The 18,295-nt window shown below is 57.6% G+C and carries 18 protein-coding genes and 1 riboswitch; of the genes, 14 read left to right on the top strand and 4 right to left on the bottom strand.

The window, feature by feature from the left end; translation table 11 throughout:
* Positions 1–221 precede the first annotated feature (221 nt).
* Both C4S59_RS02575 and nagA read left to right on the top strand, forming a co-directional pair.
* A complete protein-coding gene (locus C4S59_RS02575; protein ID WP_103908900.1) occupies positions 222–1,088 on the top strand; it encodes a BadF/BadG/BcrA/BcrD ATPase family protein in 867 nt (288 codons plus the stop codon).
* Complete coding sequence (nagA, locus tag C4S59_RS02570; protein ID WP_103908899.1) at positions 1,085–2,209, top strand: N-acetylglucosamine-6-phosphate deacetylase; 1,125 nt, start codon at positions 1,085–1,087, stop codon at positions 2,207–2,209. Before C4S59_RS02575 ends, nagA begins: the two co-directional genes overlap by 4 nt.
* A gap of 9 nt (positions 2,210–2,218) precedes the next feature.
* On the opposite strand, the gene irr is transcribed toward nagA, so the two are convergent.
* Positions 2,219–2,635: a Fur family transcriptional regulator Irr gene (gene irr / locus C4S59_RS02565; protein WP_103908898.1), complete on the bottom strand. Its 417-nt coding sequence runs from the start codon at positions 2,633–2,635 to the stop codon at positions 2,219–2,221.
* Between the two features lie 188 nt (positions 2,636–2,823).
* Between irr and fabA the strand changes: the two genes are divergently transcribed.
* The 4 genes from fabA (at position 2,824) to C4S59_RS02545 (ending at position 7,665) form a co-directional block, all read left to right on the top strand.
* Entirely contained in the window at positions 2,824–3,333 is a 510-nt protein-coding gene (fabA, locus tag C4S59_RS02560) for a bifunctional 3-hydroxydecanoyl-ACP dehydratase/trans-2-decenoyl-ACP isomerase (RefSeq protein WP_103908897.1), read from the top strand.
* A 222-nt stretch (positions 3,334–3,555) separates the two neighbouring features.
* Positions 3,556–5,439 (top strand): PhoX family protein, encoded by a 1,884-nt coding sequence (locus C4S59_RS02555; protein ID WP_103908896.1) that lies wholly within the window; start codon positions 3,556–3,558, stop codon positions 5,437–5,439.
* A 177-nt stretch (positions 5,440–5,616) separates the two neighbouring features.
* On the top strand, positions 5,617–6,846 hold the full coding sequence (gene fabB / locus C4S59_RS02550) for a beta-ketoacyl-ACP synthase I (RefSeq protein ID WP_103908895.1): 1,230 nt from the start codon (positions 5,617–5,619) through the stop codon (positions 6,844–6,846).
* Between the two features lie 27 nt (positions 6,847–6,873).
* Entirely contained in the window at positions 6,874–7,665 is a 792-nt protein-coding gene (locus tag C4S59_RS02545) for an enoyl-ACP reductase FabI (RefSeq protein ID WP_103908894.1), read from the top strand.
* A gap of 23 nt (positions 7,666–7,688) precedes the next feature.
* Here the strand turns inward: C4S59_RS02545 and C4S59_RS02540 are convergent, their stop codons facing one another.
* Positions 7,689–8,558: a hypothetical protein gene (locus tag C4S59_RS02540; protein ID WP_103908893.1), complete on the bottom strand. Its 870-nt coding sequence runs from the start codon at positions 8,556–8,558 to the stop codon at positions 7,689–7,691.
* A 110-nt stretch (positions 8,559–8,668) separates the two neighbouring features.
* Between C4S59_RS02540 and miaB the strand changes: the two genes are divergently transcribed.
* The 8 genes from miaB to metK all read left to right on the top strand — a co-directional run bounded on the left by miaB (position 8,669) and on the right by metK (position 16,586).
* Positions 8,669–9,988 (top strand): tRNA (N6-isopentenyl adenosine(37)-C2)-methylthiotransferase MiaB, encoded by a 1,320-nt coding sequence (gene miaB, locus C4S59_RS02535; RefSeq protein WP_103908892.1) that lies wholly within the window; start codon positions 8,669–8,671, stop codon positions 9,986–9,988.
* A 223-nt stretch (positions 9,989–10,211) separates the two neighbouring features.
* Positions 10,212–10,829 (top strand): OmpA family protein, encoded by a 618-nt coding sequence (locus C4S59_RS02530; protein WP_407703010.1) that lies wholly within the window; start codon positions 10,212–10,214, stop codon positions 10,827–10,829.
* Positions 10,830–10,841: 12 nt separating this feature from the next.
* Positions 10,842–11,168 (top strand): hypothetical protein, encoded by a 327-nt coding sequence (locus tag C4S59_RS02525; protein WP_103908891.1) that lies wholly within the window; start codon positions 10,842–10,844, stop codon positions 11,166–11,168.
* Between the two features lie 148 nt (positions 11,169–11,316).
* Positions 11,317–12,306: a PhoH family protein gene (locus C4S59_RS02520; protein ID WP_103908890.1), complete on the top strand. Its 990-nt coding sequence runs from the start codon at positions 11,317–11,319 to the stop codon at positions 12,304–12,306.
* Between the two features lie 42 nt (positions 12,307–12,348).
* The gene (gene ybeY, locus C4S59_RS02515) at positions 12,349–12,849 is read left to right on the top strand and encodes an rRNA maturation RNase YbeY (protein ID WP_103908889.1); all 501 of its coding nucleotides are present in this window, start codon (positions 12,349–12,351) and stop codon (positions 12,847–12,849) included.
* Positions 12,850–12,886: 37 nt separating this feature from the next.
* Entirely contained in the window at positions 12,887–13,822 is a 936-nt protein-coding gene (locus C4S59_RS02510; protein ID WP_103908888.1) for a transporter associated domain-containing protein, read from the top strand.
* On the top strand, positions 13,815–15,317 hold the full coding sequence (gene lnt, locus C4S59_RS02505) for an apolipoprotein N-acyltransferase (protein ID WP_103908887.1): 1,503 nt from the start codon (positions 13,815–13,817) through the stop codon (positions 15,315–15,317). Before C4S59_RS02510 ends, lnt begins: the two co-directional genes overlap by 8 nt.
* A 34-nt stretch (positions 15,318–15,351) precedes the next feature.
* Positions 15,352–15,399: riboswitch (SAM-SAH riboswitch) on the top strand.
* Between the two features lie 8 nt (positions 15,400–15,407).
* Positions 15,408–16,586, top strand: a complete 1,179-nt coding sequence (metK, locus tag C4S59_RS02500; RefSeq protein ID WP_103908886.1) for a methionine adenosyltransferase — start codon at positions 15,408–15,410, stop codon at positions 16,584–16,586.
* Between the two features lie 81 nt (positions 16,587–16,667).
* Here metK and C4S59_RS02495 read toward each other — a convergent pair whose 3' ends face one another.
* Together C4S59_RS02495 and C4S59_RS02490 are read right to left on the bottom strand one after the other, a co-directional pair.
* On the bottom strand, positions 16,668–17,366 hold the full coding sequence (locus C4S59_RS02495; RefSeq protein WP_103908885.1) for an NUDIX hydrolase: 699 nt from the start codon (positions 17,364–17,366) through the stop codon (positions 16,668–16,670).
* Between the two features lie 21 nt (positions 17,367–17,387).
* A complete protein-coding gene (locus C4S59_RS02490) occupies positions 17,388–17,777 on the bottom strand; it encodes a DUF983 domain-containing protein (protein ID WP_103908884.1) in 390 nt (129 codons plus the stop codon).
* Positions 17,778–18,295: the final 518 nt, after the last annotated feature.

The raw sequence follows: 18,295 nt of genomic DNA, 5'->3' as shown, positions 1-18,295 counted from the left end.
CCCCCGCTGAGCCGGCAAATCCAGTTGTTCGAAGCGGGTTTAGGATGTGAAACTGCACCTTTAGGAAATAAGCAGCTTCAAACAAATCAGCGCGCTGTAGGTTTGGCGCGCGCGATGCCGTGCCCGAAGGGTTGCGTGATCCAATATCGGACTAGTGAATTGCAGGGTGCGTGTGTTAGTCGAAAAGCGCGATAATCCTTGCAACTGTAGGGCGGCTTTGGATGAGTTCGGATCATCTTGATCAGCATATTGCCATAGATTGCGGCGGCACGAACTGTCGGGCGGTTCTTAGGCTGGACGGGCGCGAGTTTGAGTATCGTGGGCGCGGGGCGAATGCTTTTTCGCATCTGGACCGGTCCCAAGAGTGCCTGCGCGAGGCGATTGCCGCGCTGGCGGATCAGTCTGATGCCGATATCCGCGACCTGCCCTGCTACGTGTCACTGGCAGGCGCGATTGACGCCCGCATTCAGGCCTCTGTCGAAGCCGCCTTGCCATTGTCGCGGGTCGTTGTTCAGGAAGACTGCATGGCGGCGGTTGTCGGGGCCTTGGATGGTGCTGATGGCTATGTCGCGGCATTGGGAACGGGATCGTTCTTTGCGCGGTCTAGAGGCGGGCAGGTGCGTCATATCGGCGGTTACGGGCTAACGTTGGGTGATGAAGCATCGGGTGCTTGGATCGGACGGGCTTTGCTGGCCCGCGCTTTGATGGCGGAAGATGGTCGGACAGAACAGTCAGCGTTCCTGCATGAGGTTTTCGAAGAATTCGGCGGGCGCAGCGGGATCATTTTGGCCGCCAGCACAATGACACCTGCTGACTTCGCAAAGCTCGCGCCGCGTGTGACCGACGCCGACTTGGCGTCGGACAGTGGCGCGCTGGGCATCCTTTCGGAGGGCAAAGGTCTGATTATGCAGGCGCTGTCTGATCTGGGATGGCAGAGCGGGGATGCGCTGTGCCTGACTGGGGGGCTAGCTGACGCCTATGAATCCTATCTGCCGCCAGACGCCCGCGCATCGCTGGTACCGCCAAAAGGTGACGGCTTGGCGGGCGCGGTTATTCTGGCGGAACGGTTCGCGAGGGGCGCGTTATGACCAAAACAGCACTGACAGGCGCCCGCGTTTTTGACGGCACGGTATTCTATGAAAACGCGGCTGTTCTGCTGTCGGACGGGTGTTTCGAGGCGATCGTTCCTGCTGCTGATGTGCCGGGCGTGAATATCACCGATCTGGGCGGCGGCATTCTTTGCCCCGGTTTCGTCGATGTGCAGGTAAATGGCGGTGGCGGCGTTCTGTTCAATGATCAGCCGGATAGAACAGCGCTGCAGACCATGGCCGCGGCGCATGCGAGCCTGGGCGCGACGCGTATTTTGCCAACGTTGATCACCGACACCCGTGAAAAGGTCGAAGCAGCCATCGAAGCGGTAGATGAAGCTTGCCGGCAGGGTATGCGCGGGATCGCTGGTTTGCATCTTGAGGGGCCGCATCTGGACCCTGTGAAACGCGGCGCGCATGATCGCGACTTGATCCGGCCTATGGATGCAGACGATCTGGCCTTGCTGTGCGACGCGGCGGGGCGTTTGCCCAGTTTGTTGATCACCGTCGCGCCCGAAAGTGTTTCACCAGATCAGATTGCAGCGCTGTCCGGGGCAGGGGCCAGGGTTTCGCTTGGGCACAGCAACTGCGCCTGTGCAATGGCAGAGCAGGCATTCGCAGCGGGGGCGTCCATGGCCACCCATCTGTTCAACGCCATGAGCCAGCTGAACAGCCGCGAACCCGGTCTGGTCGGGGCGGTGTTGTCGAACCAGCAGGTGACTTGCGGGCTGATTGCGGATTTGATCCACGTGCATCCTGCGACCCTGACCGCAGCACTGCGCGCCAAAGGGCAGGGCGCGTTTCTGGTCAGTGATGCGATGTCGCCTGCTGGCACGGACGTGGAAAGCTTTGATCTGATGGGGCGGCAGGTGCTGCGCCGGAATGGTCAGCTGACGTTGACTGATGGCACGCTGGCGGGGGCGGATCTGGACTTGCCCACGGCGGTCCGGAACGTCGTCGGGCTTGGTTTCGATCTGGCTGATGCGCTGTCGATGGCAACATCGCGCCCCGCCAAGACGATTGGCCGTGAAGATCTGGGCTGTTTTGCCAAAGGGCAAAAATTCGAGGCCGTACACCTGAGTGACGGCCTGACACTGAAAAAAGTTTGGGTTGGCGCCTAGCGCCTCGGATTATTTCCGGCGCAGGCGAATGACCACATCGACGCTGGCGATCTCTGCGCCTTCGGGTGGCGTCGGGAGATGCGCGATCTGCAATTGATCCGCAGGGGCATCCGTCAAAGACCCGTCGTCTTCCCAATAGAAATGGGGGTGATCGTGGGTGTTTGTGTCGAAATAGCTTTTGGAGCCGTCGACCGTGACCTCTTGCATCAGGCCCGCATCGCAGAAGGCGCGCAGCGTGTTGTAGACTGTCGCCAGAGAAACGCCCGCACCGTCATCCTGTGCCGCGGCAAACAGGCTTTCGGCTGTGACGTGACGGTTTTGTCCATCGCCAACAAGCAGTTCGGCAAGGGCAAGCCGCTGCCGTGTCGGACGCAATCCGCCCTCTGCCAGCCAGTCTGCCCCACGTTTTTCGATGCTGCCGTCCATTGGTAAGGTGGCTCCGCTTTCTTCAACTATAGGACATATAAAGTGTTCATGGGGGGAAATTCAAATGTTTTGCTGGCGAAAGCCGCAAAGCGCAACGCGCGGCGGTTGGTCGTGCAAAGGCTTGCGTGGTCGCTTGTCGCTCTGATAGAGGGCGTGAAACGACAAACTTGCTTGGGGGTGCGCGACGCATGGCCGACTTTCCGACCAGCTTCGATAAAGACGATCTTCTGAAATGTGCGCGGGGCGAACTGTTTGGCCCAGGCAACGCGCAATTGCCAGCACCGCCGATGCTGATGATGGATCGCATCACCGAAATTTCCGGCGACGGTGGTCTGCACGGCAAAGGCCACGTTGTGGCCGAGTTCGATATCACACCTGATCTGTGGTTCTTCGAGTGCCACTTCCCCGGCAACCCGATCATGCCCGGTTGTCTGGGTCTGGACGGTCTGTGGCAGCTGACCGGCTTTAACCTTGGCTGGCGAGGCTGGCAGGGGCGCGGCTATGCGCTGGGCGTGGGCGAGGTCAAACTGACCGGTATGGTGCGCCCTGACCGTAAGATGCTGACCTACAAGGTGGATTTCACCAAGGCGATCCAGACACGCCGCCTGACCATGGGTGTTGCAAATGGCATCGTCGAGGCGGATGGCGAGGTGATCTATCAGGTCACCGACATGAAGGTCGCGCTGTCGGAAAGCTGAGATCGCCGAAGAATTGTTCTAGTAAAGGGCCGTCCCGAAATTGGGCGGCCTTTCTTGTTCTAAGGGCGAAAGAGATTGCCCGACGTGGAATTATCCACAAGTAAATTCCGTGCAATCTAGAATTGTTATAATTTCGATACATAGACTTCCTACCCATGCGGCACCCATCGGGGCGGCGTCATCCTGTGCCGCTCCGCCAGCTAATCCAGTAGGGAGTTAACAATGACCGATCAGCACGACGTAGACATGTCATGGGATGACTTTGACGAACTTCGTGATCCCCGCCCTAACGAAAACCAGTTCGATGCGGTTGTGGATGCCGCAATCTCGCGCCGTGGCTTCTTGGGTGGCGCCTTGGCGTTTGGTTCCGGCGCAGCCGTTTTCGGAACTGGCCTGTTTTCGTCGACCACTGCCGCGCGTGCCGGTGGCCACGGCAAATTTGCATTTGAGCCGATCGATATCGCCACGGATTTCGCTGTGCATGTGCCTGAAGGGTACAAATCTAAAGTGTTGGTGCGTTGGGGCGATGCCCTGTGGTCCGAAGCAGAGGGCGCATATGATCCGGAAACAGGTGTCTCGGTCGAGATGTCGGACAAAGTGTTCGGCGAAAACACCGACGGCATGGAGTTGTTCGAGGTTGATGGCAAAGAAGTCATCACCGTGAATTCGGAATACGTGAACCCGAAAATCAACCTGCCTGCCGCATCCGAAGGCATTCCGCAGAACGCGGATGAAGTGAAGCTTTTGAAGAACCTGCAAGGCGTTACCGTCATGGAAATCGCCAAGGCAGACGAAGGCTATGTCGTTGTCAAAGACAGTCCGTTGAACCGCCGTATTACGCATGAAACCGAAATGGCGTTGGAAGGTCCGCTGGCAGGCCACGCCCTTGTTCAGACAAATGCAGATCCGGAAGGTAAAACCGTAAAGGGCACGATGAACAACTGTGGTTCCGGGCGTACACTTTGGAACACCTATCTAACCTGCGAAGAAAACTTTAACGGCTACTTTGGTGCGACTGGCAAAATGCCTGAAGGGGAAGGCTACACACGCTACGGCATCGGTGGTGAAGGCCGCTATGCCTATGAAAAGTTTGACCCCCGCTATGATATTTCCAACGAACCGAACGAACCGCATCGCCATGGTTTCGTGACGGAAATCAATCCGGCTGATCCCACATCGACACCGAAAAAGCGCACCGCGCTGGGCCGTTTCAAGCATGAAAACGCATCCATGGTGCATGCGAAAGACGGCCGTGTGGTTGTCTATATGGGCGACGATGAGCGCGGAGAGTATCTGTATAAATTCGTCTCGAACGGTGTTTGGGAAGAGGGCACAGATGGCGGTGACCTTTTGAACGACGGCACGCTTTATGTGGCGAAATTCAATGATGACCTGTCCGGTGAGTGGTTGGCGCTTACACCGGAAACGACCGGCATGGATGCTGCGGAAATCCTGTGCTTCACCCGAATGGCGGCCTCGGCTGCTGGCGGGACAACCATGGACCGTCCGGAATGGGTGGCATCCAACCCCGTGAAGGTCGAAAGCTATTGCGCGCTGACCAACAACAAGAACCGTGGTGTAAAACCGAATGCCGGTGGCGATGACACAGCGGTAAACGGCCCCAACCCGCGTGAAACCAACAACTATGGTCAGATCGTCCGCTGGATGCCAGCGAACGAAAACCACGCAGACACGGCGTTTACTTGGGACCTGTACGTCATGGCGGGTAACCCGACCGTGTATGAAAATGAATATGCAGGGTCGAGCAACGTCAATGCCGGCAACATGTTCAACTCGCCCGACGGGATGGTTTTTGACAGCACAGGTATGCTGTGGATCCAGACTGACGGCGACTACAAGAACGAGGGTGAATTTGCAGGCATGGGGAACAACCAGATGCTTGTTGGTGATCCCGAAACCGGCGAAATCCTGCGGTTCATGACGGTGCCATATGGCGCGGAAGTCACCGGCCTGTGCTGGTCCGCTGATAAAAAAGTGGCCTTTGTCGGTGTCCAGCACCCCGGCGGCCAATGGCCCGATGGTGCAGGCAAGCCGCGGTCTTCTGTTGTGGCTGTCTGGCGCGAAGATGGCGCGGTGATTGGTTAAACTTCTGATCCAAAATATAGAAACGGCGCCGCAAGCCGCGGCGCCGTTTTTGTTTCGCCCCTTGGCGTCTAGCCACACCAAAGTGCTGGCCGGGCGATGTCCGAACGGCCTCAAGGGCTTGCGGCTCTGGGCGTGGGTGCACTACATAGGCATGAGCTTAATACAAAGGGAGGCGTCATGCGCCGTGTCGTCGTTACAGGTCTCGGGGTTGTCTCGAGCATCGGGAACAATGCCGAAGAAGTTCTGGCTTCTCTGAAAGCGGGAAAATCCGGCATCACCGCAAATGAAGACATGAAAGAGCATGGCTTCCGGTCCCAGATCGCGGGCAACATCAAGCTGGATGTGGCCGATCATGTGGACAAGCGGACACTACGGTTCATGGGGCCGGGTGCGGCATATGCCTATATAGCGATGGAACAGGCGATTGCGGATTCCGGTCTGGAAGAAAGCGACATCGTGAACCCGCGCACCGGTCTTGTTGCCGGTTCCGGCGGTCCGTCCACCAGCGCGATGCTGGCGGCGCATCAGACTGTTCTGAAATCCGGCGCGACCAAGCGGATCGGGCCGTTCGCGGTGCCGAAGACTATGTGTTCCACCGTCAGTGCGAACCTGTCGACTGCGTTCCAGATCAAGGGCATCAACTATTCCATCACATCGGCCTGTTCCACCTCGCTGCACTGCATTGGCAACGCGGCTGAACAGATCATGATGGGCAAGCAGGACGTGATGTTTGCAGGTGGCGGCGAAGAACTGGATTGGACGCTGTCCTGCCTTTTCGACGCGATGGGTGCGATGTCGTCCAAATACAATGACACGCCTGAAAAAGCCTCGCGCGCGTTTGATGCGAACCGCGATGGTTTCGTGATCGGTGGCGGCGGCGGTATCGTCGTTCTGGAAGAGCTTGAGCACGCGAAAGCGCGCGGCGCGAAAATCTACGCAGAAGTGACCGGCTATGCGGCCACATCCGATGGTGCCGACATGGTGGCCCCGTCCGGTGAAGGCGGCGAGCGTGCGATGCGTCTGGCGCTGTCCACGCTGCCCGAGGGTCGCAAAGTCAGCTACATCAACGCACACGGAACATCGACGCCGGTGGGCGACGTGGGCGAAATCGAAGCGGTCCGCCGTGTCTTTGGTGACGGCAGCACGCCGCCGGTATCTTCGACCAAGTCGATGACAGGCCACAGCCAGGGTGCCACAGGCGCACAAGAGGCGATCTACTGCCTGCTGGCGCTTGAGCATGACTTCATCATCCCGTCGATCAACATCGAAACGCTGGATCCCGCGCTGAAGCCCGAGGAAATCGCGACGTCGCTGGTGGAAAACGCCGGACTGGATTCTGTCATGACAAACTCGTTCGGCTTTGGTGGCACGAACGGTTCCATGGTTCTCAGCCGCTTCAACGGTTAAGCGCAGCGCAAGATAGGTAAGCAAGTTATGTCAGGTGTACTAAGCGGCAAACGCGGGCTGATTATGGGCGTGGCCAACGAACGCTCGATTGCGTGGGGCATTGCCAAGGCCTGTGCCGAAGCGGGGGCAGAGCTTGCCTTTACCTATCAGGGCGAGGCCTTTGGCAAACGTCTTCAGCCTCTGGCGGAATCCGTTGGGTCGGATTTCATGGTGGATGTGGATGTGACCGATGATGCGTCACTGGATGCTGCGTTCGAACAGTTGAACGCCCGCTGGGATACGCTGGATTTCGTCGTTCACGCGATTGCCTATTCGGACAAGAACGAACTGACGGGCCGTATCCTGAACACCTCGCGCGAGAACTTTAAGAACTCGATGGATATCTCGGCCTACAGCTTTATCGACGTGGCGCGTCGCGCGTACCCGATGATGAAGGACAATGGCGGCACGCTGCTGACATTGACCTACATGGGGTCGACCCGCGTGACGCCGAACTACAACGTTATGGGCGTGGCGAAGGCGGCGCTGGAATCCGCGACGCGCTATCTGGCGAACGATCTGGGGCCAGAAGGCATCCGCGTGAACGCCATTTCGCCCGGTCCGATGAAAACGCTGGCCGGTGCGGCGATTGGTGGTGCGCGCAAGACGTACAAGCACACAGACCAGAACGCGCCTTTGGGCTCGAACGCGACGCTTGAGGCGGTTGGCGGCACGGCGGTTTATCTGGCATCCGATGCCGGTGCCTGCACGACCGGTGAAATCATCCGTGTGGACGGTGGTTTCCACGTTCTGGGTATGCCCCAGTACGATCACCTGTAAGATCAGAACCGGTCAGGCGGTTTTCAGAACCACTGACCGGGTTCCATCAGCCCCAAATCCAGCAGTTGCCGCGAATGCCATTCGAACGGCGTTGAATTGTGCCAGGTAAAGCTTTCGATATCGAAGGTAGACCCGGGGTTCTTTTTCAACGCCTTCGCTGTGCGGAATGACACGATGGCCGAGGTCAGGTTGTTGTGCCACGGGCAGGCGTAGGTGTTGTATTCTTCATCGTTGAAGGTGTGATCACGGCGCAGTTGCAGGCCGGGTTTGGCCCTGAAAATCGCGATGCGGTCGATCTTGCGGCGTTTGGTGGGAATGTGTTCCTCGAACCGCCAACGCAGACCGCCGAAGAAATCCAGTTGGCGTTCTTTCGGGTGGTTGTGGTTTTCTTCGTCGTGCCGCGCCAAGGCGTAGTACCCAGACCGGTCCATATAGGCGTGGTCCAGCGACACGGCGTTGGGAAACTGCCCAAGGTCATCGGCGTAAAGGTCAATCACATAGGTCAGCATCGCGTCGCGGCGTTCTTCTGTGTGGAACGTCAGCATTTCGCCGATGGTGCGCGTTTCGCAGAACGGGTGGAACAGATATTCAGCGTTATAGCAGTAATACATCCAGATGCCGGGGGCGGCAGCGATGATCTTGTTCACCGCTTTCTGGACGGAATATTCCTGTGTCGTGTTGTAATCGATGCGTTGAACGCGGTCGGCCACGTCGGGCGCCAGATCAAACATCGGTGACATGAAAACCAGAATCTGGTCAAAGCCGCTTTGCTGGTGATGCCGGATCGTTGTGTCGATCTCGACATCGTCCTCGGCAAAAACCATCGCGATCGGCCCTTTTAGTAGGGCGTCTTTGCCATCGGTCAGGAAATTTTCAAGACTGTCGTAACGCATGCTGCTCGGTACACTATTTTTGCGCAGAATCGGTTAAATTCCTCTGCATTGCAAGCAGGGGCTATTCTGATATATCCCCGCTGCCCAAACCCTTTGCCGGAGCCTCTGCAATGACCACGCCAAAAAAGCTGTATATCAAGACTTATGGCTGTCAGATGAACGTTTACGACAGTGAGCGTATGTCCGAAGCGCTGTCCGGCGAAGGCTATGTGCCCACGGATTCGCCCGATGACGCGGATATGATCCTGCTGAACACCTGCCACATCCGCGAAAAAGCGGCGGAAAAGGTGTACTCGGAACTGGGCCGTTACAAAGGGTTGAAGGCCGAAAAGCCTGATCTGAAAATCGGTGTTGCAGGCTGTGTGGCCCAAGCCGAGGGAGAAGAGATCATGCGCCGTCAGCCGATGGTCGATCTGGTTGTCGGCCCGCAAAGCTATCACCGCCTGCCCGAACTTGAGGCCAAGGCGCGCAGCGGCGAGCGTGCTTTGGATACGGATTTTCCCGAAGAGGATAAGTTCGAGCACCTGAAATCGCGGCCCAAAGCATCGCGCGGTCCGACCGCCTTCCTGACGGTTCAAGAAGGCTGCGACAAATTCTGTGCGTTCTGTGTGGTGCCCTACACCCGCGGCGCCGAGGTCAGCCGCCCTGCATCGCGTGTGCTGGATGAGGCGCGGGATCTGGTCGAACGCGGCGTGCGGGAAATCACGCTCTTGGGGCAGAACGTCAACGCCTACCACGGCGCGGGCACCGACGGGGATTGGGGCCTTGCGCGCCTGATCTATGCGCTGGCCGATATCGATGGGCTGGAGCGTATCCGGTTTACCACATCGCACCCGAACGACATGGACGACGACCTGATCGAGGCACACGCCAATTGTTCCAAGCTGATGCCCTATCTGCATCTGCCGGTACAAGCGGGGTCGGACAAGATCCTGAAGCGGATGAACCGCCAGCACACCGCCGAAAGCTATATCAAGCTGATGGAGCGCCTGCGCGAAGCACGCCCTGATTTGCATGTGTCCGGTGACTTCATCGTCGGGTTCCCCGAGGAAACCGAAGAAGATTTCCAAGACACGTTGAACTTGATCAAGACGGTCAAATACGGTTCGGCGTTTTCGTTCAAATACTCGCCCCGTCCGGGCACGCCCGCAGCAGAGCGCCCGCAGGTGCCGGAAGATGAAAAGAACGACCGTCTGCAGCGTTTGCAGGCGCTTCTGTCGCAGCAGCAACGCGAATTGCAGGATGCAATGGTCGGGCGTGAGGTGTCGGTTCTGTTCGAAAAGCCGGGTCGTCAGGCGGGACAGATGGTGGGCAAGTCGGAGTACCTGCATGCCGTCCATGTCACGGCAGATGGTCTGAACCCCGGTGATTTGCGCAAAGTCCGCATTATCAACAGCGGTCCGAATTCGCTGTCTGGCGTGCTGATCTGACGGGCTTTGCCTGTCGTCAGCACATCAAAACCAAATATGACCGCCGGAAATCGTTAACGGCTTGGCCGAAATTAGTATTATTGCGCGGCTTGGCGTCAATATCTGGTGGAATTTTCTTCACAGGGCCTGATTTCTTGGTAAACTGAACCCCACAATAGGTTTGCCGTCTTCGCACAATGTCGCAAAGACGCTCTGGGGAAACAGTACTTAAGGAACAAAGGCCGTGGCGGACAGTCTTATCAAAAAAGTCCACGCCGTATTTTCAGGGGCTGCTCTGGCGATTGCTTTCGCCGTGGCACCTGTGACAGCCGTAAAGGCGGAAGACGGTGTCGATACAGCGCGAACAGCGATCATTTCCACGCAAAACAAGCGGACAATCGTTGGCGAACGATACATCCCCGGTATCTGGGTTGATCCCGATGGCTGTGAACACTGGGTCATGGATGACGGCGTCGAAGGCTACATGACGCCCCACGTGACGCGCAAAGGCATCCCGGTATGCCGTCGTGGCAACGTCTGCGGTGTTCTGAACTCGGATCAGTTCTTTGCAACAAACAAGTACCGCATCAGCGCGGGTGGCCGTGACCGTCTGAAAGAGTTTTTCCAGCAGTCCACAGCCATCGGCTTTATCATCGCGGGTCACACCGACAGCCGCGCGTCTGACGAATACAATATGCGCCTCAGCTATAACCGCGCGAATGCGGTTGCTGCTGTTGGCAAATCTGTCGGCGCGAAAATCATCGACGTACGTGGTTACGGCGAACGCATGCCTGCCGCGACCAACGGCACCACAGAAGGCATGGCCAAGAACCGCCGTGTCGAAATCATCTGCATTCAGTAAGGGGCGCACGAAATGAAATTCATGAAGATTGCCCTGATGCTTGGTGCTGCGGCTTTGGTTTCTGGTTGTGAGTTGGGCCTGACCGAAGGCGGCCAGTACGGCCCTGACAAAAGCATCGACCGCGGCACGGATGCCAAGGACCTGAGCCAGCTGAAGGCCGGTATCTGGGTTGACCCGAATGGCTGTGACCACTGGATCATCGACGATGGTGTCGAGGGCTACCTGTCGGCGCGTCTGGATAAATTCGGCAAGCCGGTCTGTTCCGGTACTGCACCGCCGACAATCGCCACCGGCGATTTCAAAGGCGGGTCGACCTCTATCATCGGTGACGCGCTCTGATCGCGTCCTGCATATGCCTAATCGCCGCGCGCAGGAAACTGCGTGCGGCTTTTTTTATTTCAAAACTATATGTCTTTGGGGTTCTGCCGCTTGCTATCAATGCCGACCCTTGGGATGATTAATTCGAGTCGCAGCACAGGAGACATGCGTGACAACAGGCACCCTGACCGAAGCCACCATTGAATTTCCAGATAACCGTTTGCTCATCGAGCTTTGTGGTGAATTTGATCGCAATCTGACGGACATAGAAACACGGCTTGGCGTTCAGATCTTACGAAGGGGTAACCAGCTTTCGGTTTTCGGTGAAGCAGATCCGCAGGCCGAAGCGATTGAAGTTTTGCAGACGCTTTACGAACGACTGGAGCAGGGTAAGCACGTCGAAAGTCAGGATATTGACCGCGAATTCCGCCTTGGCGCGGAACCCGCTGTGGACACCGAGCCGGTGAACCAGCTGGAAATGTTCGGTGGCGGTCGTGTCGAAATCAAAACCCGCAAGAAGCTGATCGAGCCGCGCACCGAGGCACAGAAGGCCTATGTGAAGGCGCTGTTCGACAATGAACTGGCCTTCGGGATCGGTCCGGCGGGTACGGGTAAGACATATCTGGCTGTTGCTGTCGGCGTGAACATGTTCATCAACGGTTTGGTCGATAAGATCATCCTGTCGCGTCCTGCTGTGGAAGCAGGCGAAAAGCTGGGCTTCCTTCCTGGTGCGATGGAGGACAAGGTCGATCCCTATATGCAGCCGCTTTACGATGCGTTGCAGGATTTCCTTCCGGGCAAACAGCTTGCACGGCTGCGCGAAGAAAAGATCATCGAAATCGCGCCTTTGGCCTTTATGCGCGGTCGGACGCTGTCGAACGCGTTTGTCGTATTGGACGAAGCGCAGAACGCCACATCAATGCAGATGAAGATGTTCCTGACCCGTCTGGGCGAAGGATCGCGGATGGTGATCACCGGCGACCGCACGCAGATCGACTTGCCGCGCGGCATGCCGTCTGGTCTGGCCGAGGCCGAAAAGCTACTGAAAGACATTCCCAAAATCAGCTTCAATTACTTCACATCCAAAGATGTTGTGCGCCACCCGCTGGTCGCCGCCATCATTGAAGCGTATGAGGCAGCCGACAACGCGCAAGGGTGATCTGTCGGGGCAGGTCAGCAGTGCGTCAGGAATGGAGCGCATATGCTGACCGATACGATCATTGAGGACGAGGCATGGGATGTGGTCGATCTTGAAGGATTGGCCGAAGCCGCGGCTACGGCTGCCTTGCAGCATCTGGGCATGGAAACCGAAGGCTACGAGATCGCGGTTCTGGGCTGTGACGATGCCAAAATCGCAGAACTGAACGCCGATTTCCGCGACAAACCGACGCCCACCAATGTGCTAAGCTGGCCCGCATGGGAGCTTGGAGCAGAGGACGCCGGCGGCGATCCTGATATGCCGCCAGAGCCTGACACGCTTATGCCAGAACACCTTGGCGATATCGCGATTGCCTTTGGGGTATGTAAAAAAGAAGCGGAAGCAGCCGAAAATGTATTAGAGCACCATGTCACACATTTGTTGGTTCATGGGGTTTTACATTTGTTGGGCTATGACCATATCCGTGACGCAGACGCCACGCTTATGGAAGGTTTGGAAACCTCCATACTTGGCAAAATGGGTATAGCCGACCCATATTCGTAAAGCGGCGGGGCATCCCGTCATTTTGGACAGGAAAGAGATGGGCGAAACCGACGGGTCGTCTAATGCAGCGCAGGGCGCGCAGCAGACCAGTGAAAACAAGACCAGCGTGGGCGTTCTCCGCCGTTTGTTCGGAGCACGTTCAGAAAATTCGGACGACGATACCGTCGTAAATGGAAGCCCGACTGCGGCTCCTGCTCCGGTGACACACGGCATGATGAACCTGCGCCGTATGCGCGTCGAAGACGTCAGCGTGCCGAAGGCAGATATCATCGCCGTACCGGACACCGTTTCCAAAGAAGACCTGGTAAGTATTTTCCGTGAAAGCGGATTGACCCGACTGCCGGTGTACACGGGCACGTTGGATACACCAATTGGCATGGTCCATCTGAAGGACTTTGCGCTTCTTCACGGCTTTAACGGCGAGACAACAGATTTTAATCTGGCAGATGTATTGCGCCCGCTTTTGTTCGTGCCGCCTTCCATGCCGATCGGTGTTCTGCTTACGAAAATGCAGACCGAACGCCGACATATGGCCTTGGTCATTGATGAATACGGCGGTGTTGATGGTCTGGTGACCATCGAAGACCTGATCGAACAGGTCATCGGTGAGATCGAAGACGAACACGACATCGAAGAAGATAAGAACTGGCGGCAGGAAAAGACCGGCACCTATCTGGCTCTGGCCAAAACGCCCCTGTCTGATTTCGAAGCCGGTATCGGCATGTCTTTGACCGAAGACGAAGAAATCGATGAAGAAGAGATCGACACCCTTGGTGGCCTTGTCTTCATGTTGGCAGGGCGTGTCCCGGCCCGTGGCGAAATGGTGCCGCATCCCGACGGGATCGAGTTTGAGGTCGTGGACGCCGATCCGCGGCGGATCAAGCGCCTGCGCGTCCGGATGCCGGGTGCGCCCGGTACGGTGAACAGCCGCAAGCAAGGCGCAGACGCCACAAGCGCAGCCCCGAATGAGTGACCTTTTCGCGCCGATGCGGGGCCTGTCGCTCAGGCTTCGTTTGGTGATCACGCTTTTGGCGGGCGTGGCCTTTGGGTTGGGGCAGGCGCCCTTTGACCTGACAGGCTTGGCCCTGCCTGCGTTGCTGGTTCCATTCCTGATGTTGTCACCTGAAGTGTGCCGCAGACAGGCAGGCTGGATCGGCTGGGCCTTTGGTGTTGGATACTTCGGGACGTCCCTGACGTGGATTGTGAACCCGTTTCAGGTTGATGCCGCGACCACAGGCTGGATGGCCCCGTTCGCCTTGGTGCTGATCGCGGCTGGTCTTGCGATATTCTGGGCCATGCCTTTCTGGCTGGCTGCATCCTCTGGTTTGCGGTGGTTGGTTGTGCCGCTCTGGACGCTGGCAGAACTGTCGCGCGCCTATATTCTGACGGGCTTTCCTTGGGGGCTTGTCGGCTATGTCTGGACACCGACGATTGGCGCGCAATGGGCGGCAGTGATCGGGCCCCATGGGCTGACGCTGTTGACCCTGACGATTGCGTGGCTTGCCTCAGAGGTGTCGCGCACCCGTGCGTTGCCCTTGGGGTTGGCGGCAATTGCGCTGGCAATCGGACTGATCGGTGGTGGCGTGTATCTGCAAAACCGCCCGATCGCACCACAAGAGGGCACGCCCAAGATCGTGCGACTGGTACAGCCCAACGCGCCGCAAGATCAAAAGTGGCAGCGCGACATGATCCCCGTGTTCTTTAACCGGCTTTTGTCCTTCACCGAGGTTGGACCACGTCCTGATTTGATCATCTGGCCGGAAACAGCGATGCCGATGTTGCTGAACAACGCCGAGGAAGCGCTTGGCGTTGTGTCGCAGTCCGCAGGTCCGGTTCCAATGATTGTCGGCATCCAACGCGAAGACGACGGGCGGTATTACAATTCCCTGATCCTGCAGGATGCCAGCGGCCAGACCTCTGCGGTTTACGACAAGCATCACCTTGTGCCCTTCGGGGAATACATGCCGTTCCCCGATCTTTTCGCGCGGATCAACGTGGGCGGTTTGGCGCAGCGTGCGGCCAGCGGCTATTCCGCAGGGCCAGGGCCGCGCCTGTTGGACTTGGGGCCGTTGGGCAAAGCATTGCCCTTGATCTGCTACGAGGCCGTCTTTCCCCAGCATGCAAAAACAGGGGGCAGCCGCCCTGATATGCTGATCCAGATCACAAATGACGCGTGGTTTGGTACGTGGTCCGGCCCTTACCAGCATCTGGCACAGGCGCGGATGCGCGCGATTGAGCAGGGTTTGCCGATGCTGCGATCCGCCAATACTGGCGTTTCGGCGGTCATTGATGCCAAGGGACGTATCGTGGATTCCATCGATCTGGGGCAGGCGGGGTACATCGATGTACCTTTGCCCGCAGCTTTGAACGACACGGTCTATGCGCGTTCGGGTGACGTTCCGTTGCTTGTGCTGCTATTGGGACTCACCTTGGTTGGCGCGTTGCGCGCGCGCTCTAATTCTCATTGACGTGCCCATAACAAGGGCGTAGCGCAACGACATACACCTGCCACAACGGCTTCCTGGCGTGGCAGCGAAACCTAATGGAGCACTTTTCCTATGTCTCGTGACAATTATACGTTTACCTCGGAGTCCGTTTCCGAGGGCCATCCCGATAAAGTATGTGACCGCATCTCTGACGCGATCCTCGATGCCCTACTGGCAGAAGATCCGCTGGCGCGCGTAGCCTGCGAAACATTCGCAACGACAAACCGCGTTGTGATCGGTGGCGAAGTTGGTCTGACAGACCAAGCCAAACTGGCGGAATACATGGAGCGCATCCCCGACATCGCGCGCGCCTGTATCAAAGACATCGGGTACGAGCAGGACAAGTTCCATCACGCGACCTGTAAGATTTCCAACTATCTGCACGAACAGTCCGCGCACATCGCGCAGGGCGTGACAGGCGAACGTGGTGATGAAGGCGCGGGCGACCAGGGCATTATGTTCGGTTACGCAACCAACGAAACAGACGCACTCATGCCGGCCCCGATCCAGTACAGCCACGCGATCCTGCGTCGTCTGGCCGAGGTCCGCAAATCCGGTCAGGAACCGCTGCTGCGCCCTGACGCGAAATCGCAGCTGTCTGTCCGCTATGAAGGCGGAAAGCCGGTTGGCGTATCGTCCATCGTTCTGTCCACACAGCACGCCGACGAAAGCCAAAGCTCGGCTGACATCCGCGCGATTGTTGAACCCTACATCCGCGAAGTTTTGCCCGAAGGCTGGATCACAGATGCAACCGAATGGTGGGTGAACCCCACAGGCACCTTCGTGATCGGTGGGCCGGATGGCGACGCCGGTCTGACAGGCCGTAAGATCATCGTGGACACATATGGCGGCGCAGCCCCCCACGGTGGTGGCGCGTTCTCGGGTAAAGACCCGACCAAGGTTGACCGTTCGGCGGCCTATGCTGCGCGCTATCTGGCGAAGAACGTTGTTGCGGCTGGCATGGCCGATCGCTGTACGATCCAGCTGAGCTATGCGATTGGTGTGGCCAAGCCGCTGTCGATTTATGCCGATACACACGGCACAGGTCAGGTGGACGCCGCTGCAATCGAAGCAGCCATTCCGCAGGTGATGGACCTGACCCCGCGCGGTATCCGGACGCATCTGGAACTGAACAAGCCGATCTACGAACGCACAGCCGCCTATGGCCACTTTGGCCGTACGCCTGATGCGGATGGCGGGTTTTCGTGGGAACGCACCGATCTGGTCGACGCCCTGAAGAAAGCTGTCTGAACTTAATTTCGATCTTTATCGAAATGAAAAAGGCCCTGATCTTCGGATCGGGGCCTTATTTGTTTCAGCTTTTCAATTGCTTCAATCAGTCATCGGTCGCCCGTTCAGGCGCAGGAACAGGCTGGCTTCGTCGTTGTTTTTGAAAAACGGGACAGAGTCCGGAACGCTGTCATCCGTCGCTCGAGCAGCGATTTCGGCCAGAACGACTTCGGTGATGAATGGCATATCCAGCTTTCGCACTTCGTCTACAGGCACCCATTGCAAGTGGCTGAGTTCGTCGCAAGCCGCATCGAAATCATCGGGATCGCTGGCCAGTGCATCCGCATCGACCAGAAAGAACCGCGCATCAAACCGGCGCGGGCGTCCCGGCGGGGTGATAGCGCGGAAGACAAAGCTTAGGGCAGAGGCATCGGGCAGGTAGCCACGGTTGGCGAAATCAATCCAGTCGTCCGGCACCGGATCGGTCCATGCCGCCATCTGGCCCAGGATTTGACCGGTCTCTTCCCACAGCTCACGGATGGCTGCGGCGGCCAATGCGCCGGACATATCGCGCGCAGCATCCTCGGCCAGTCTGGCGCGGCAGCCGTCAGCCAGGGGATTGGCCAGTGGAATATGCGCATCGCCTTTGTCCACGGCACCGCCGGGGAAGACGAACTTGTTCGGCATGAACGCAGCCTTGGCCCCGCGTTGCCCCATCAGGACGCGCGGGCGCGTGGCCTTGTCGCGCATCACAATAACGGTCGAGGCGTCACGAATGGGGACGTCTTTGGTTTCGGTCATATTCACTCCGTGGTCCGGAGATCACGAAGACTCGCCGAACCCATGCATTTGTTTTGCCCATTGGAAGGCGACAATCATCCCCTTCAACCTTGGCAAAAGATAGAGCGACAGTCCACTGCATCCAACGGCGAAGATGGTGAACAGGGTCAACGGCTCGGGGCGCCATGTTTCAAAGACAAACAGCAGAAGAGGCGCCATCAGGTGGCCCACGATCAGCAGTGTCAGATAGGCGGGCCCGTCATCCGCGCGGTGATGATGCAGGTCTTCGCGGCACACAGGACACGTGTCGCGCACTTTCAGATAGCCACTCAGAAGAGGGCCGGACCCGCAATTCGGGCATTTCCGGCGCCAACCCTTAAGCAAGGCCGGCAGCGTCGGGCGTTCTTCAGTTTGTTGATCTGTTTCGGACATCAGTCACCTCGTTGAGGCCGTCAATTTGCATAAGCAAGGGGGTAATAAAAAGGTGTCAAACCGCCCTTGCGTCCGGATGTCGCAAATGGAGCGGGTAGCGGTATTGAATTGGGGACGAAAGCTTTAATGTCAGCGGTGCGGACGAAGTGGACTTTCGATCAGTTTCGCTAGTTTGACGAAGAACACACGGACTCAAATGCCGAGACGGAGCAGCAATGTGGCGACAACAGCGCAACCTATGCTGCAGAACATGTAAGTTTCAAAGCTTATACCAAAAATCAGACCTGATTTTTTCCCGGAAAACAGCATGGATAGCCAGATACCCGAGCAGACTAATGATCCCACGACCGCAATCAGTCCCAACATCGTCTATCTTACAGCTCCATCTGATAAGTTAAATTTCGGGTCGACCCCTAGCCCTCGTAACGAAATTACCCAAGAGCGCATAGTGCAACAATGGGCTCGAACGAGCCGTCAAATTTGGTTTCCAAGCCGATTATGTGAAACCCAGATGATCC

This window comes from Thalassococcus halodurans (assembly GCF_900108225.1).
GTDB classification, from domain to species: domain Bacteria; phylum Pseudomonadota; class Alphaproteobacteria; order Rhodobacterales; family Rhodobacteraceae; genus Thalassococcus; species Thalassococcus halodurans.
Note: the sequence above shows the minus strand (reverse complement) of the source record. Positions and strands in the feature narration are given on the sequence as shown.

Excerpts from the sequence above, each read along its gene's own strand:
- C4S59_RS02575 (WP_103908900.1), top strand. The coding sequence starts at position 222 with ATGAGTTCGGATCATCTTGATCAGCATATTGCCATAGATTGCGGCGGC.
- nagA (WP_103908899.1), top strand. The coding sequence starts at position 1,085 with ATGACCAAAACAGCACTGACAGGCGCCCGCGTTTTTGACGGCACGGTA.
- irr (WP_103908898.1), bottom strand. The coding sequence starts at position 2,635 with ATGGACGGCAGCATCGAAAAACGTGGGGCAGACTGGCTGGCAGAGGGC.
- fabA (WP_103908897.1), top strand. The coding sequence starts at position 2,824 with ATGGCCGACTTTCCGACCAGCTTCGATAAAGACGATCTTCTGAAATGT.
- C4S59_RS02555 (WP_103908896.1), top strand. The coding sequence starts at position 3,556 with ATGACCGATCAGCACGACGTAGACATGTCATGGGATGACTTTGACGAA.
- fabB (WP_103908895.1), top strand. The coding sequence starts at position 5,617 with ATGCGCCGTGTCGTCGTTACAGGTCTCGGGGTTGTCTCGAGCATCGGG.
- C4S59_RS02545 (WP_103908894.1), top strand. The coding sequence starts at position 6,874 with ATGTCAGGTGTACTAAGCGGCAAACGCGGGCTGATTATGGGCGTGGCC.
- C4S59_RS02540 (WP_103908893.1), bottom strand. The coding sequence starts at position 8,558 with ATGCGTTACGACAGTCTTGAAAATTTCCTGACCGATGGCAAAGACGCC.
- miaB (WP_103908892.1), top strand. The coding sequence starts at position 8,669 with ATGACCACGCCAAAAAAGCTGTATATCAAGACTTATGGCTGTCAGATG.
- C4S59_RS02525 (WP_103908891.1), top strand. The coding sequence starts at position 10,842 with ATGAAATTCATGAAGATTGCCCTGATGCTTGGTGCTGCGGCTTTGGTT.
- ybeY (WP_103908889.1), top strand. The coding sequence starts at position 12,349 with ATGCTGACCGATACGATCATTGAGGACGAGGCATGGGATGTGGTCGAT.
- C4S59_RS02510 (WP_103908888.1), top strand. The coding sequence starts at position 12,887 with ATGGGCGAAACCGACGGGTCGTCTAATGCAGCGCAGGGCGCGCAGCAG.
- lnt (WP_103908887.1), top strand. The coding sequence starts at position 13,815 with ATGAGTGACCTTTTCGCGCCGATGCGGGGCCTGTCGCTCAGGCTTCGT.
- metK (WP_103908886.1), top strand. The coding sequence starts at position 15,408 with ATGTCTCGTGACAATTATACGTTTACCTCGGAGTCCGTTTCCGAGGGC.
- C4S59_RS02495 (WP_103908885.1), bottom strand. The coding sequence starts at position 17,366 with ATGACCGAAACCAAAGACGTCCCCATTCGTGACGCCTCGACCGTTATT.
- C4S59_RS02490 (WP_103908884.1), bottom strand. The coding sequence starts at position 17,777 with ATGTCCGAAACAGATCAACAAACTGAAGAACGCCCGACGCTGCCGGCC.